Genomic DNA, 14,088 nt, shown 5'->3' on the forward strand with positions numbered 1-14,088 from the left:
TGCTACTCCCTCTTATGCGCGGTCCGCGACACGTTCGCCCAGCAGCCCCGACGGACGGAACACGAGCACGACGATCAGCACGATGAATGCGAACACGTCCTGATAGTTACTGCCGAACACCCCGCCGGTCAGATTGCCGATGTAACCCGCGCCGAGCTGCTCGATGAGACCGAGCACCACGCCGCCGACCATCGCGCCGCCGAGGTTGCCGATGCCGCCCAGCACGGCGGCCGTGAAGGCCTTCATGCCGGGGATGAAACCCATGTAGAAGTGGGCGTTGCCGTATTCCGAGGCGATCATCACGCCGGCGAGCGCCGCGAGCGCCGAGCCGATCATGAAGGTGGCCGAGATCACGAAGTTCGGGTTCACGCCCATCAGGCTCGCGACGCCGGGGTTCTCGGCGATGGCGCGCATGGCGCGGCCGAGCTTCGTCTTGTGCACGAGCAGCAGCAGGCCCGCCATCACGAGGAACGCGACGACGATGATGACGATTTCGGTGGGCGAGATCACGGCGCCGACGCCGGTGTCGCTCGGCTTGATGACGTTGATCGGGTCGGTCGAGATCAGCTGCGGGAAGGCGAGCGGATTGCGGCCCCAGATGATCATCGCGAGCGTCTGCAGCAGGATCGACACGCCGATTGCGGTAATGAGCGGCGCGAGGCGCGGAGCGCGGCGCAGCGGCCGGTAAGCGACTCGCTCGATCGTGTAGCCGACGAGCGCGCAAACAACGGCGGCGACCACGAGCGCAATGCACAGCGTGGGAATGTGCCCGAGGCCCGGGAAATGATTCTGGATCACGGTGATCGCGGAAAGCGCGACCATCGCGCCCACCATGAGCACATCGCCATGCGCGAAGTTGATGATGCCCAGAATCCCGTACACCATGGTGTAGCCCAGTGCGATGATGGCGTAGATGCTGCCAAGCACCAGCCCATTCAGGATCTGCTGGATGAAAATATCCATTTAATGCTCCTTAGCCCGTGCAACCGGATTCGCGCTCGTCATCGGCCGGTGGGCGATGTTTTACGGAACCGCAACGACACTTTCGGGTATTGAAGTAAAAACCGGTAACGGTTGGCCGCCCTGGTTCGCATTGCCGCTGTGTTGCAGCGGCAGGCTCGCCGGAAGCGGATGCAAAAACGGCACCGTCGGATGGTTCGGTGCCGTCGGGTTCAATCAGCTACGCGTCATATTCGCGGCGATGGACACGCGGCAGGCCTCACGGCCGGCAGTCGTGAATACGTCGAACGCCATGACTCCCTCTTCTGGGCCGCCCAGGCATTCCGCGATCTCGCCCGCGAGATCCGTCACACCGAAGCGGCGAACCGGCACAACAACGCCGGTGCATGCAAAAGCAAGCTGCATGCCAGTTTGGGTCGGTGTTGCGCTGGTGCCTGCCCGGGCGCCGCGTCCGCGCCACGCATTGCGTGGCGCAACCACAGTCGCCGAAGACACGGCACAAGCAAACTCGAATTGCATTAATGAGGTCTCCTGCGCCTTCCGGAATGCTTGCCTGAAGGCCTTTTCATCGATGCCCAACCTTCAGAACGCGCGCATTGTAACGCCAATTATGCGACTGGCAATATTGTTGAACCGGCAGGGTTTTCCTGCATTGCAACCATATTTCTTGATAGCGGCAGGGCTCGGGTTGCACCTTGGTTGCGCCGCATTTTCGTGCATCAGTTGCACCAAATGGCGACGGGCTCCGCATCATGTGTTGCGGGTTGTGGGCGCAATGCCTTGTCGGGTGGGCATCGGATCCACTGAAAAAGATTTAAGGGGTGGCATAAAAATCTCGCCCCGTGCTGGTGCACCGTCGCCGAAACCGATCGAATTGCGTCGAAAATTCGGGGTCACACCACGCGATTCAGCGCCGCGCGCTAGCGAAAATACTGATAAAAACCTCGGCAACCGAGCGGTTAACCGGCTTTTTCCGATGATACGTCCCCGATTATTGGGCTTGCGTTCCCGGCGCAGGCATAAAAAAACGCGCCCGATGGCGCGTTTCGCGGGGAGGCAGGCAACGGCGGTCTCAGGCCGGCTGGCCGAGCCCTCGCGGCAGCGGGAACGCAATGTTCTCTTCGATGCCTTCGAGCGCTCGCACGTTGCGCGCACCTAGTTCGTGCAGGCGGCGGATGATCTCCTGCGCGAGCGCCTCGGGAGCCGACGCCCCGGCCGTGAGCCCGATGCGCCGCTTGCCGGCGAGCCACCGCGGATCGATCTGCTCGGGCGCATCCACCATATAGGCGGGAATGCCGCGCTTCTCGGCGACTTCGCGCAGCCGGTTCGAGTTCGAACTGTTCGGGCTCCCCACCACGATCACGATGTCGCACTGCGGCGCCATGAACTTGACGGCGTCCTGGCGATTCTGCGTCGCGTAGCAGATGTCCTGCTTCTTCGGCTCGCGAATGGCGGGAAAGCGCGCCTTGAGCGCGGCGATGATTTCGGCCGCGTCGTCCACCGACAGCGTGGTTTGCGTGACGAACGCCACGCGCTGCGGGTCGCGCAGCTCGAGCGCCTCGACATCGGCGATGTCTTCTACAAGATACATGCCCTCGGCCACCTGCCCCATCGTGCCTTCCACCTCCGGATGGCCCTTGTGCCCGATCATGACGATGTCGAGCCCCTCGTCGCGCATCTTCGCGACTTCCACGTGCACCTTGGTGACGAGCGGGCAGGTTGCGTCGTAGACGCGCAGGCCGCGCGCCTCGGCGTCGGCGCGCACGGACTTGGAGACGCCGTGTGCGCTGAATATCACTGTGTTGCCGGACGGCACCTCATCGAGCTGCTCGATGAAGATCGCCCCTTTCTTGCGCAGGTCGTCGACGACATAGGCGTTGTGGACGATCTCGTGGCGTACGTAGATCGGCGCGCCGTGAAGCTGAATGGCGCGTTCGACGATCTCGATGGCCCGATCGACCCCGGCACAGAAGCCGCGCGGCTGCGCGAGCAGGATTTCCGCTTCGGCCAGGTCGGCGATGAGGGACGTGTCCGTATTGGTCATGAGTTTTAGAGGATTCCGATGATTTGCACTTCGAACGCAACCGCCTGGCCAGCGAGCGGATGGTTGAAATCGAACAGCGCGGAGGTCTCGTTCACTTCCTTGAGCACGCCTGCGTAACGGCCGCCGTCGGGAGCGTTGAACTCGATCAGATCGCCCGGATTGAACTCTTCGCCGATCATGCCGTTTTCGCGCAGGGTCTTGAGCGAGACGCGCTGGATCAGGTCGGGATTGCGCTGACCGAAAGCGACGCCAGGTTCTAGCTGAAAGGTCGAATGGTGGCCCACTTTCAGCCCCTGCAAAATGTCTTCCAGCGGCGGCGCGAGCTGGCCGGCGCCCATCAGCAGGGTGGCGGGACGGTCCACAAAGGTATTGACGATTTCGGTGCCATCGGCGAGCGAAAGCCGGTAGTGCAGCGTCACGTGGGAACCGGCTTTTACTTCGGAGATGTCGATGATGCTCATGCGTAACTCATTTCGTCGAAATGCGCGCTTCGCGCATGCGCGCCGCAAGGCGCCGGTCCGGCCTGCGTCAGGCCGGAAAATACCTATTGTAAGCCACTTGGCCGGGGCGGTCGCGGCACGATTGTGCACTGCCAGCAGGAACGCACGCATGCGCCGTGCGCCCCGGCCCTGCCTGCGGAGATTGCCATGACGGAACTTGCCTGCACGCCGGACACGGCGCCGAGCGCCATTGGCGGCACCCTGGCCCTGCCTCTGCCAACCGCGGGCTGCGCGGAGCGCGGTCCCGCCCGAAGCGCGGCGCCCGCCATTGCGGGGCCTTCGCCGGAAGCGGCTCGCGGCGCCATACAGCCTGCGACACGGCCTGCGACACGGCGCCGCGACATGCCCCGCGAGCGTCTGCGCAAGGCCGGCCCGGCCGCGCTCTCCGATGTGGAGCTGCTCGCGATCCTGCTTGGCTCCGGATTGCCAGGCCACGACGTCTTCGTGGTGGCCCGCTCGCTCCTTGCCCATTTCGGCTCCCTGCGCGCCATGCTCGACGCGCAGCGCGAGGAATTCGAGGCCCTGCGCGGCATCGGGCCCGCAAAAGCCTCGATGCTGCAAGCCGTCACGGAGCTCGCACGACGCTCGCTTGCCGAAGCGCTGGACGACAAGCCTCTCGTCGACTCCCCCGGCGCGGTCGAAGACTATTTGCGGCTCCTGATCGGCGGGCGGCCGCACGAAGTGTTCGTCTGCCTGTTTCTGGATGCGCGCCATCGGCTGATCCGCTCCGAAGAAAGTTCGCGCGGTTCGCTCACGCGCATGGCGGTGTATCCTCGTGAAATCGTGCGGCGCGCGCTCATGCTCAACGCCGCGAGCCTGATCGTCGCCCATAACCATCCTTCGGGCGCGGTGCAGCCCAGCGCGAGCGACCGGCGGCTTACCCGGGTGCTGCGCGAAACGCTCGCGCTCGTGGAGGTTCAGCTCGTCGACCACCTCGTGATCGGCGCGCGCGACACGTTTTCGTTCGCGCGACACGGCTGGAACTGAGCTGTCGCGTCACGCGCCGCATAACGACATCCGCAAATCGGGTTTGATTTTCCAGGCATTTTTCTGCTAGAATCACGGTTTGCCTATTTCCAACCCTGTTCCGAAGCCCATCACGGGTGTTCCAGGGGAGTGAACCGGACCGTTCTCATCCATACATGAGATCTGCCCGCCACTTCTCGCCTGGGAGACTGCCAGCGGCGTTTCGAACTCAGAATTAGCGTATTAGGAGTGCTCTCATGGCACGCGTATGCCAAGTCACTGGGAAAGCGCCGATGAGCGGCAACAACGTTTCCCACGCGAACAACAAGACCAAGCGTCGTTTTCTCCCGAATCTGCAAAACCGCCGTTTCTGGGTTGAAAGCGAAAACCGTTGGGTGCGTCTGCGTATCTCGAACGCAGGTCTGCGCCTGATCGACAAGAACGGCATCGATTCCGTGCTCGCAGACCTGCGCGCACGCGGTGAAGTGTAAGGAGTAAACCATGGCCAAGGGCGTCCGCGACAAGATCAAGCTGGAGTCGACCGCAGGTACGGGTCACTTCTACACGACCACGAAGAACAAGCGCAACATGCCGGAAAAAATGTCGATCAAGAAGTTCGACCCGGTTGTTCGCAAGCACGTCGAGTACAAGGAAACCAAGATCAAGTAATCTGGTTCCGAGCCTGACGAAGACAGAAAAACCCCGCTTTTTAGCGGGGTTTTTCTTTATGCACTCCCCCTGCGCGCCATTCCCGCGCCCAGCAATGGTGTTTTCCCGTCCGCACCCGATCTGCGGCTATCCGTTCACTCCGCTCTCGGAGTATGCTTGCCGCTTTACCGGCCGCCACACGCGCGTCATCTCCCTATGACAGCCCGAGGCGGTAAAAGCGCAGAACAAAAGAGACGGAGAAGCAGGATCATGAATTTCGATGTAGCGATCGTCGGCAGCGGCCTCGCAGGACTAAGCGTCGCGCTGAATCTCGCCGACACGCGACGCGTCGTGGTGATCGCCAAGCGCGCCATGACAGAAGGCGCGAGCGACCGCGCGCAAGGCGGCATTGCCGCCGTGCTCGATTCGGCCGACAGCGTGGAAAACCACGTGGACGATACGCTCGTCGCCGGCGGCGGCCTGTGCGACGAGGCGGCGACGCGCTACATCGTCGAGCATGGGCGCGCGGCCATCGAATGGCTGATCGCCCAGGACGTGCCGTTCACGAAGGACGCAGCCGCCGAACTCGGCTTCCACCTCACTCGCGAAGGCGGCCACAGCCATCGCCGCATCATTCACGCCGCCGACGCCACCGGCCACGCGGTCGTGCAAACGCTGCTCGAGCGCGCGCGTTCGCACCCGAACATCACGATTCTCGAAGACCATCAGGCGATCGACGTCATCACGTCCGACCGGCTCGGCCTGCCCGGCCGGCGCTGTCACGGCCTTTACGCGCTCGATCTCGATAACGACCGCACGGTGACGATCCAGGCGCCGCACACCGTGCTCGCCACGGGCGGCGCGGGCAAGGTCTACCTCTACACGACGAACCCGGACACCGCCACCGGCGACGGCATCGCCATGGCGTGGCGCGCAGGCTGCCGTGTGGCGAACATGGAGTTCATCCAGTTCCACCCGACCTGCCTCTTCCACCCGCACGCCAAGTCGTTCCTGATTTCGGAAGCGGTGCGCGGCGAAGGCGGCGTGCTGCGCCTGCCCGACGGCACGCGCTTCATGCCCGCGCACGACGCGCGCGCCGAACTCGCGCCGCGCGACATCGTCGCCCGCGCGATCGACTTCGAAATCAAGAAGCACGGCATCGACTGCGTGCATCTCGACATCAGCCATCAGCCGCCGGCGTTTCTCGAAGAGCATTTCCCGACCATCCTCGCGCGTTGCCGCGAGTTCGGCATCGACATCACAAAAGAGCCGATTCCGGTCGTGCCCGCCGCGCACTACACGTGTGGCGGCGTCGTCACCGATCTGGCCGGGCGCACCGATCTCGCGGGCCTCTATGCGGTAGGCGAGACGTCTTGCACGGGCCTGCACGGCGCGAACCGGCTCGCGAGCAATTCGCTGCTGGAGTGCCTCGTGATCGGCCGGTCGGCGGCCGAGGCGATCGAGGCGGAAGGCTTCAGCGCCGGTGCGCACGCGCCGCTGCCCGACTGGGACGAAAGCCGTGTCTCCGATTCCGACGAGGAAGTCGTGGTCGCGCACAACTGGGACGAGTTGCGCCGCCTGATGTGGAACTACGTCGGCATCGTGCGCACCGACAAGCGGCTCGAGCGCGCGCAGCACCGCATTTCGCTGCTGCGCGACGAAATTCAGGAGTATTACGCGAATTTCCGCGTCACGCGCGACCTGCTCGAGTTGCGCAACCTCGTCGAGGTGGCTTCGCTGATCGTGGAAAGCGCGCGCTCGCGCCGCGAAAGCCGTGGCCTCCATTTCAGCCGCGACTGGCCGAACTCGCTGCCCAAGGCGCTCCCGACGGTTCTCGCGCCGGAACGCGTGCGCAACCGCCTGGTTTCATAAACTCGCCGCGCCGCGTCACGCCGCAAAAACAAAGGCCGCCTCATCGCGAGGCGGCCTTTTTCACTGGATGCAGCGAATCGAACGCGCGAATTCAGACGATGCGCATCGAGAAGTCCGTCGCGCGCAGGTCTTTCGTCAGCGCGCCGATGGAAACGCGGTCCACGCCCGTTTCCGCGATCGTGCGTACCGTATCGAAGTTGACGCCGCCGGAGACTTCGAGCACCGCGCGCCCCGCCGTGAGCTTCACCGCGTCGCGCATCATGTCGAACGAGAAGTTGTCGAGCAGCACCGACTTCGCACCATGTGCGAGCGCCACTTCGAGCTGTTCAAGCGTCTCGACTTCGATCTGGACCGGCACACCCGCGTCGAGCGCGAGCGCCGCATCCATCGCCGCACCCACGCCGCCCGCCGCGGCAATGTGGTTTTCCTTGATGAGGATGCCGTCGTAGAGCGCAAGGCGCTGGTTCGCGCCGCCGCCCACACGCACCGCGTACTTCTGCGCAAGACGCAATCCGGGCAGCGTCTTGCGCGTGTCGAGAATGCGGGCATGCGTATGCGCGATCATGTCGACGTAGCGGCGCGTCACGCTCGCCACGCCGGAAAGCAGCTGCAGGAAGTTCATGGCGTTGCGCTCCGCCGTGAGCAGCGAGCGCGCCGGACCGCGCAGCGAGCATACGGTGGTATCGGCGGCCATGCGATCGCCCTCGCGATAGTGCCAGCGCACTTCAATGCGCGGATCGACCCGCTTCACCACCCCGTCGAACCAGAGCACGCCGCACAGCACGGCCTCCTCGCGCACGGTGATGCGCGCGTCGCGCACTTCGCCGGCGGGCACGAGGCGGCCCGTCTGATCGCCGGGACCGACATCTTCTTCGAGCGCGTCGGCCACGTTGCGTGCGATCGCGGCGTCGAACGCCGCGCCGTACTGCGCGCGAACCTCCTCCAGCACAGGCGAAACCGCGTCCACCGCGAGCAATTCAAGCGCCCCCATTACGCCGCCCCCACTTGCGAGAACAGCGCGGTGTCGCGCGCGAGATCGCCGCTCGCTTGCACGCGACGCTTGTGCTCCGCCGCGAACGCCAGCATGCGGTCGATCGGTAGACGGGCGCGCTCGCCGATCGCCGCATCGACGTGAATCTCGTTGTGACCGCGCTCGAGCACGTCGGCGAGATTCGCGAGGCCGTTCATGGCCATCCACGGGCAGTGCGCGCAGCTCTTGCAGGTAGCGCTGTTGCCGGCCGTGGGCGCTTCGATGAAGGTCTTGCCCGGCGCCGCGAGACGCATCTTGTGCAGAATGCCGAGGTCGGTCGCGACGATGAAGCGTTGCGCGTCGAGCTTCACGGCCGCGTCGATGAGCTGCGTGGTCGAGCCGACCACGTCCGCGAGCGCAACGACGCTTTCCGGCGATTCGGGATGCACGAGGATCCTGGCATCCGGATATTCGGCGCGCAGCAGGTCGAGCTCGATGCCCTTGAACTCGTCGTGCACGAGGCACGAGCCCTGCCACAGCAGCATGTCCGCGCCGGTCTTCTTCTGGATATAGCTGCCGAGATGCCGGTCGGGCGCCCACAGAATCTTTTCGCCCTTCGCGTGCAGATCGGCGACGATCTCAAGTCCGATAGACGACGTGACCATCCAGTCCGCGCGCGCCTTCACAGCCGCGCTCGTATTCGCGTAGACGACGACGGTGCGGTCCGGATGCGCGTCGCAAAACGCCGAGAACTCGTCGATCGGGCAGCCGAGATCGAGCGAGCAGGTCGCGTCGAGGTCGGGCATGAGGATGCGCTTGTTCGGGCTCAGGATCTTCGCGGTCTCGCCCATAAAGCGCACGCCCGCCACCACGAGCGTCTGCGCCTCGTGATCGCGGCCAAAGCGCGCCATCTCGAGCGAATCGGCCACACAGCCGCCGGTTCCGTCGGCGAGCTCCTGCAATTCGGGGTCCACATAATAGTGTGCGACGAGCACCGCCTTTTCACGCTTGAGCAACGCGCGAATCCGCTCCTTCAATGCAGCGCGCTCTGCCGTGGAAGGCGCGTCGGGTACACGTGCCCAAGCCTGTCCAACGCTGCAGACGGCACCCTGCGGCCGGTCGTATTCGACCTTCCTGATTGCCTGACTCATGATCTCCTACCCCTGCCGATCGCCGCGCCATCCAAGCCATTGTGGGGACTCCGGCTTTTTCGCGGCCCAAAAAGAAAAACCCCGCCAGCGCGGGGTTTTGTGACGTCTCGTAATTCTAATGGATTTTCCTGGCCGCCACTGCGGAGCCCAAAGCCGCTCAGGCGTAGCGGCGCAGGCGCGACGCAAATTCCTGCAGCGCCTTGATGCCGCTTTGTTCGGCCCGATGGCACCAATCCTGGAGCTGCGTGAGCAGTTGTTCGCGCGAGGCGCTCGAACGCTCCCAGATCGCGGCCAGTTCGTTGCGCAGCTCGATGTACGTGCGCAGTTTCTGGCTGCTCGCGAAAATCTGCGGCAGCTGACGCTTTTGCGGCTCGTCCAGGCTGGCTTCTTCCTTGTCGAACCACTTGCGCGCGCCGCGCATGAGCTTGTATTTCTCGCGCTCGCCCACTTCCTTGAGGTGCGCAAGCTCCTGGCGATATGCCTGCTTCACGGCCTTCGCGTAGCGCGCCATCACTTCATAACGGTTCGAGAGCACGGCCTGCAGCGTTTCGTGGTCGGGCACGAGCTTGCCCGTGGTAAGGCGCGGCGTGGGCGCGACCTTCTTCACCTTGGCGAGACCGACCGCCTGCATCATGCGGATGTACATCCAGCCAATGTCGAACTCGTACCACTTGTTCGAAAGCTTCGCCGACGTTGCAAACGTGTGGTGATTGTTATGCAGCTCTTCGCCGCCGATGATGATGCCGAGCGGGAACAGATTCGTGCTCGCGTCAGCCGAGTTGAAGTTGCGATAGCCCCAGAAGTGGCCGAGGCCGTTCACGACGCCCGCCGCCCAGAACGGGATCCACGCCATCTGCACGGCCCACACGGTGAGACCGACGACGCCGAACAGCGCAACGTCGATCACCATCATGATGCTCACGCCGAGGATGGGGTAGCGCGTGTAGACGTTGCGCTCCATCCAGTCGTTGGGCGTGCCGTGGCTGAAGCGGCGCAACGTTTCTTCGTTCTTCGCTTCAGCGCGATAGAGTTCGGCGCCTTCGAGCAGCACCTTCCAGATGCCGCGCGTTTGCGGGCTGTGAGGATCTTCCTCGGTTTCGCACTTGGCGTGATGCTTACGATGGATCGCCGCCCATTGGCCCGTGAGCATGCCCGTGGTCATCCAAAGCCAGAAGCGGAAAAAGTGGCTCGCGATGGGATGCAGGTCGAGCGCGCGGTGCGCCTGGCAGCGATGCAGATAGACCGTCACGCCGACGATCGTGATGTGAGTCACCACCGCCGCGAACAGCACGATCTGCCACCACGAGAAATGGAGCACCCCATGGGCGAGGAAATCAAGCAGGGAGTTCAACAAGGTTTTTACCCGTGAAGCGAAGCGCGGCGGCCTTTCAGCCATGCGCCATTGTCAAGAAAGTGAAAGCGACTAGAGGTGATTGGACGGCATTCTACTAGAACCGTTCCAAGTGTTTGTAACAAAGGAAGATTTTTTTCTTTAATGGATACGGCGTCAATATCGGGACGGCGTTTCGAGGCGCTTTGCCGCACCCGCTCCAGCCTTTCCTGCGACGTTCGGCCTCATCCAGTCTTTCAGCGCCATCCGGTCGAGAGAACGCACCGGACAACCGCCCCCGCCCGGCTGTTGTTGGCCGGGCGGGCGCCCATCATGGCCGCCGCGCTCTACTCGAGCGCTGCGTCAGGCTCGGCGGCTTCGCTTTCCTGCGCCTTCGCGATCGCGTCGGACGCCTCTTGCGCTGCCGCAGCTTCTTCGGGCGTGGTCTGCGCGCCTGCTGCCTTCGTCTTCGGCTTCGCGTCGCCGCGGCGTTCCAGCACGGCGGCAAAGAAGCCGTCGGTGGCGTGGCGGTGCGGCCACAGCGAGAGGTAGTCGCCCGTGTCGAGGCCCACGCGCTGCTCGGCAAGCACGTCGCGCGCGCTCACCAGCACGAACTCGGGGTGCGCCTCGATGAACTGCTTCACGACCGCTTCGTTCTCGGCTTCGAGAATGCTGCAGGTCGCGTAGACGAGACGGCCGCCGCGCTTCAGGAGCCGCGCCGCGCTCGTAAGGATCGAAAGCTGCTTGGGTGCGAGCTCGGCCACCGACTCCGGCGTCTGGCGCCACTTGAGGTCGGGATTGCGGCGCAGCGTGCCGAGGCCCGAGCACGGCGCATCCACGAGCACGCGGTCGATCTTGCCGATCAGTCGCTTGATCTTGGCGTCATGCTCGCTGTCGATCAGCACGGGATTGACGTTCGAGAGACCGCTGCGCGCGAGGCGCGGCTTGAGCTTGGCAAGGCGCCGGTCCGACACGTCGAAGGCGTAGAGACGGCCCGTGGAGCGCATCGTCGCGCCGAGCGCCAGCGTCTTGCCACCCGCGCCCGCGCAGAAGTCGACGACCATCTCGCCGCGGCGCGGCGCCACCAGCGAGCAAAGCAGCTGGCTACCCTCGTCCTGCACCTCGAACCAGCCGTTCTTGAATGCGTCGAGCTTCGCAAGCGCCGGCTTGCCCGTCACGCGCACGCCGAACGGCGCGAACGGCGTTTCGCCCGCTTCGATACCGGCTTCGGCAAGCGCGCGCAGCAGTTCGTCGCGATTCGCCTTGACCGGATTGGCGCGCAGATCGAGCGGCGCCGGATAGTTGAGCGCGGCCGCGAGTTGCGCAAGCTCCGCGGGCTGGAAGCGCGTTTCGAGCGCCTTCACGATCCACTCCGGCAAATTGAGCTGCACGCGCTGCGGCAGACTCGCCGGGTCGACCTTCGAAACATGCTCGAGCCAGCTTGCTTCCGCATCGGAAACGAACGGACGGATCGCCGAGCGGCCCGCAGTGGCCATCAGGCCGAGCAGCGTGAGGCGGCGCGTCGGGCTGCCCGTGCCGCTTTCGGCCAGATGCGCGAACTCCATGCGCCGGCGCAGCACGGCGAACACGGCCTCGGCGATCACGCCGCGCTCGGCGTGGCCAAGCTTCGGATGCTCGCGGAAGAAGCGGCTCGTCACCGCGTCGGCGGGGCCCGTGAACTTGAGGACGTCGGCGAGCAGCGTCTCCGTTTGTCCGATCAGAAAACCATGCAGTCTCATGCGCCCTCCCCGGCGGCTTGCGAGTCGTCAAAGAAGAGCCACTGTGGCTCGGCCGGCGTGAGCGTCACGCGTTCGCCGTCGAGCGCGAGGCGCCCTTCGACGAACCAGCGCACCGCGCGCGGATACATCACATGTTCGGTCTCGAGCACGCGCGCGGCGAGCGCGGCGGCGTCGTCGCCGGTGCGCACCGGCACCACCGACTGCGCCACGATCGGACCATGATCGAGCGCGGGCGTGACGAAATGGACCGTTGCCCCGTGCACGCGGCAACCCGCGTCGAGCGCCTGCTGGTGCGTCTTGAGGCCAGGAAACATCGGCAGCAGCGACGGATGGATGTTGAGCATCCGGCCCGAATAATGGTCGACGAAGGATTCGGTCAGCACGCGCATGAAGCCCGCCAGCACGACGAGGTCCGGCGCATAGCCGTCGATGACTTGCGCGAGCGCCGCGTCGAAGCTGGCGCGATCGGGGAACTGGCGGTGATCGACGACCGCCGTGGCAATGCCGTGAGAAGCCGCGAACGCGAGGCCCGCGGCGTCGGGGCGGTTGGCAATCACGGCGGCGATGCGCGCGCCCCAAGCTTCGTGCGCACACGCGCGCACGATGGCTTCCATGTTGCTGCCCCGCCCCGAAATCAGGATGACGAGATTTTTCATCCGCGGATTTTATCATTGGGGGACGTGCGCCACGCTCGTGCGGCGGCGATCGTCGCCTCGTGCGTTTATAATCTCCTGTTTCGTCGCGGCCCTTGGGCCGCTCGATCGGCCCTTAGCATGCGCGCCCGGCCGACGCGCTTTTCGAGGTTCCTCCAGGTTCCGCTATTGTGAGAGTCTTCCGCGGTCTTCCCAACGCCGAAAGCCGCGCGCCCTGCGCGCTGACCATCGGCAATTTCGACGGTGTCCACCGCGGGCATCAGGCGTTGCTCGCGCGCGTGCGCGCGGCGGCCGACGCGCGCGGCCTGCCCGTCTGCGTGATGACTTTCGAACCGCATCCGCGCGAGTTCTTCAATCCGGCCGGCGCGCCGCCGCGCATCGCCATGCTGCGCGACAAGCTCGAAGCGCTGCGCGAGAACGGCGTGGACCGCGTCGTGGTCGAGCACTTCAACCACACCTTCGCGAGCCAGTCGCCCGAGGCGTTCGTCGAGCGCATTATCGTGAGCGGCCTGCACGCGCGCTGGATGATGATCGGCGACGACTTCCGCTATGGCGCGAAGCGCGCGGGCGACTTCGCCTCGCTACAGGCGGCAGGCGCGCAGCACGGCTTCGAAGTCGAGCAGATGGCGACCGTGGCCGACCCGTCGGGCGTGCGTATTTCCAGCTCCGCCGTGCGCGCGCAGCTCCACGCCGGCGATCTGGACGCCGCGCGCGCCTCGCTTGGCCGCGGCTACCACATCAGCGCACACGTCACGCACGGCCTGAAGCTCGGCCGCGACCTCGGCTTTCCCACGATGAACCTGCCGATCGGCCACAAACGGCCGGCGCTCAAGGGCATCTTCGTCGTGCAGGTGCATGGGATCGCCGAGCATCCGCTGCCGGGCGTGGCGAGCCTCGGCTTGCGCCCGACCGTGGACGACTCGGGCCGCGTGCTGCTCGAAGTGCATCTGCTCGACTGGCACGGCGACGCCTACGGCAAGCTCGTGCGCGTCGAGTTCCTCAAGAAGCTGCGTGACGAGGAAAAGTTCGCCGACCTCGAAACGCTCACCGCCGCGATCGCGCGTGATGTGGCGAACGCCCGCGCGTGGTTCGCCGCCGCGGGCGCCGACGTGGCCGGCGGCGCATCCACCGGCTTCGCCACTTCGGCCACCGACCGAATTAGGTGACCTGCGGCCCGCACGAGCGGGCTGCCCGCCCCCAGGCGCCGCGCGCGGAAGTCCATCGCGCGATCGCGCCCGAGGCGACGGTTGCGCGG

At 65.0% G+C, this 14,088-nt stretch carries 14 protein-coding genes; 5 read left to right on the top strand and 9 right to left on the bottom strand.

Annotated elements, in window-relative coordinates; all coding sequences use genetic code 11:
* Positions 1-12: 12 nt before the first annotated feature.
* The 4 genes from BLU17_RS07910 to BLU17_RS07925 all read right to left on the bottom strand — a co-directional run bounded on the left by BLU17_RS07910 (position 13) and on the right by BLU17_RS07925 (position 3,465).
* Positions 13-963, bottom strand: coding sequence for a branched-chain amino acid ABC transporter permease (locus BLU17_RS07910; protein WP_091996177.1), 951 nt, complete (start codon positions 961-963; stop codon positions 13-15).
* A 213-nt stretch (positions 964-1,176) separates the two neighbouring features.
* A complete protein-coding gene (locus tag BLU17_RS32240) occupies positions 1,177-1,479 on the bottom strand; it encodes a hypothetical protein (protein WP_143189195.1) in 303 nt (100 codons plus the stop codon).
* Positions 1,480-2,032: 553 nt separating this feature from the next.
* Complete coding sequence (ispH, locus tag BLU17_RS07920; RefSeq protein WP_091996179.1) at positions 2,033-3,004, bottom strand: 4-hydroxy-3-methylbut-2-enyl diphosphate reductase; 972 nt, start codon at positions 3,002-3,004, stop codon at positions 2,033-2,035.
* Positions 3,005-3,009: 5 nt separating this feature from the next.
* Positions 3,010-3,465: an FKBP-type peptidyl-prolyl cis-trans isomerase gene (locus tag BLU17_RS07925; RefSeq protein WP_091996180.1), complete on the bottom strand. Its 456-nt coding sequence runs from the start codon at positions 3,463-3,465 to the stop codon at positions 3,010-3,012.
* A 186-nt stretch (positions 3,466-3,651) separates the two neighbouring features.
* Here BLU17_RS07925 and radC point away from each other — a divergent pair, with 186 nt between their 5' ends.
* From radC to nadB, 4 genes are all read left to right on the top strand, one after another.
* A complete protein-coding gene (radC, locus tag BLU17_RS07930) occupies positions 3,652-4,491 on the top strand; it encodes a RadC family protein (RefSeq protein WP_091996181.1) in 840 nt (279 codons plus the stop codon).
* 236 nt (positions 4,492-4,727) lie between these two features.
* Positions 4,728-4,961 carry a 50S ribosomal protein L28 gene (rpmB, locus tag BLU17_RS07935; RefSeq protein ID WP_091996182.1) on the top strand — a complete coding sequence of 78 codons (234 nt, stop codon included), beginning with the start codon at positions 4,728-4,730 and terminating at the stop codon, positions 4,959-4,961.
* A 10-nt stretch (positions 4,962-4,971) separates the two neighbouring features.
* Complete coding sequence (rpmG, locus tag BLU17_RS07940; protein WP_027794136.1) at positions 4,972-5,139, top strand: 50S ribosomal protein L33; 168 nt, start codon at positions 4,972-4,974, stop codon at positions 5,137-5,139.
* A 249-nt stretch (positions 5,140-5,388) separates the two neighbouring features.
* The gene (nadB, locus tag BLU17_RS07945; RefSeq protein WP_091996183.1) at positions 5,389-6,990 is read left to right on the top strand and encodes an L-aspartate oxidase; all 1,602 of its coding nucleotides are present in this window, start codon (positions 5,389-5,391) and stop codon (positions 6,988-6,990) included.
* A 91-nt stretch (positions 6,991-7,081) separates the two neighbouring features.
* Here nadB and nadC read toward each other — a convergent pair whose 3' ends face one another.
* From nadC to purN, 5 genes are all read right to left on the bottom strand, one after another.
* Positions 7,082-7,981 (bottom strand): carboxylating nicotinate-nucleotide diphosphorylase, encoded by a 900-nt coding sequence (gene nadC / locus BLU17_RS07950; protein ID WP_091996184.1) that lies wholly within the window; start codon positions 7,979-7,981, stop codon positions 7,082-7,084.
* Positions 7,981-9,111, bottom strand: coding sequence for a quinolinate synthase NadA (nadA, locus tag BLU17_RS07955; RefSeq protein ID WP_091996185.1), 1,131 nt, complete (start codon positions 9,109-9,111; stop codon positions 7,981-7,983). The genes nadC and nadA overlap by 1 nt, the downstream gene beginning before the upstream one ends.
* Positions 9,112-9,268: 157 nt before the next feature.
* Complete coding sequence (locus BLU17_RS07960; protein ID WP_091996186.1) at positions 9,269-10,465, bottom strand: DesA family fatty acid desaturase; 1,197 nt, start codon at positions 10,463-10,465, stop codon at positions 9,269-9,271.
* Positions 10,466-10,788: 323 nt separating this feature from the next.
* Positions 10,789-12,180, bottom strand: a complete 1,392-nt coding sequence (locus BLU17_RS07965; RefSeq protein WP_091996187.1) for an RsmB/NOP family class I SAM-dependent RNA methyltransferase — start codon at positions 12,178-12,180, stop codon at positions 10,789-10,791.
* Positions 12,177-12,836, bottom strand: a complete 660-nt coding sequence (gene purN / locus BLU17_RS07970; RefSeq protein WP_091996188.1) for a phosphoribosylglycinamide formyltransferase — start codon at positions 12,834-12,836, stop codon at positions 12,177-12,179. The genes BLU17_RS07965 and purN overlap by 4 nt, the downstream gene beginning before the upstream one ends.
* A 167-nt stretch (positions 12,837-13,003) precedes the next feature.
* On the opposite strand from purN, the gene BLU17_RS07975 reads away from it, so the two are divergent.
* Positions 13,004-13,999: a bifunctional riboflavin kinase/FAD synthetase gene (locus BLU17_RS07975; RefSeq protein ID WP_091996189.1), complete on the top strand. Its 996-nt coding sequence runs from the start codon at positions 13,004-13,006 to the stop codon at positions 13,997-13,999.
* Positions 14,000-14,088: the final 89 nt, after the last annotated feature.

Source organism: Paraburkholderia lycopersici (assembly GCF_900096975.1).
GTDB classification, from domain to species: Bacteria; Pseudomonadota; Gammaproteobacteria; order Burkholderiales; family Burkholderiaceae; genus Paraburkholderia; species Paraburkholderia lycopersici.

Coding starts and splice junctions, on each gene's coding strand:
- BLU17_RS07910 (WP_091996177.1), bottom strand. CDS start 963: ATGGATATTTTCATCCAGCAGATCCTGAATGGGCTGGTGCTTGGCAGC.
- BLU17_RS32240 (WP_143189195.1), bottom strand. CDS start 1,479: ATGCAATTCGAGTTTGCTTGTGCCGTGTCTTCGGCGACTGTGGTTGCG.
- ispH (WP_091996179.1), bottom strand. CDS start 3,004: ATGACCAATACGGACACGTCCCTCATCGCCGACCTGGCCGAAGCGGAA.
- BLU17_RS07925 (WP_091996180.1), bottom strand. CDS start 3,465: ATGAGCATCATCGACATCTCCGAAGTAAAAGCCGGTTCCCACGTGACG.
- radC (WP_091996181.1), top strand. CDS start 3,652: ATGACGGAACTTGCCTGCACGCCGGACACGGCGCCGAGCGCCATTGGC.
- rpmB (WP_091996182.1), top strand. CDS start 4,728: ATGGCACGCGTATGCCAAGTCACTGGGAAAGCGCCGATGAGCGGCAAC.
- rpmG (WP_027794136.1), top strand. CDS start 4,972: ATGGCCAAGGGCGTCCGCGACAAGATCAAGCTGGAGTCGACCGCAGGT.
- nadB (WP_091996183.1), top strand. CDS start 5,389: ATGAATTTCGATGTAGCGATCGTCGGCAGCGGCCTCGCAGGACTAAGC.
- nadC (WP_091996184.1), bottom strand. CDS start 7,981: ATGGGGGCGCTTGAATTGCTCGCGGTGGACGCGGTTTCGCCTGTGCTG.
- nadA (WP_091996185.1), bottom strand. CDS start 9,111: ATGAGTCAGGCAATCAGGAAGGTCGAATACGACCGGCCGCAGGGTGCC.
- BLU17_RS07965 (WP_091996187.1), bottom strand. CDS start 12,180: ATGAGACTGCATGGTTTTCTGATCGGACAAACGGAGACGCTGCTCGCC.
- purN (WP_091996188.1), bottom strand. CDS start 12,836: ATGAAAAATCTCGTCATCCTGATTTCGGGGCGGGGCAGCAACATGGAA.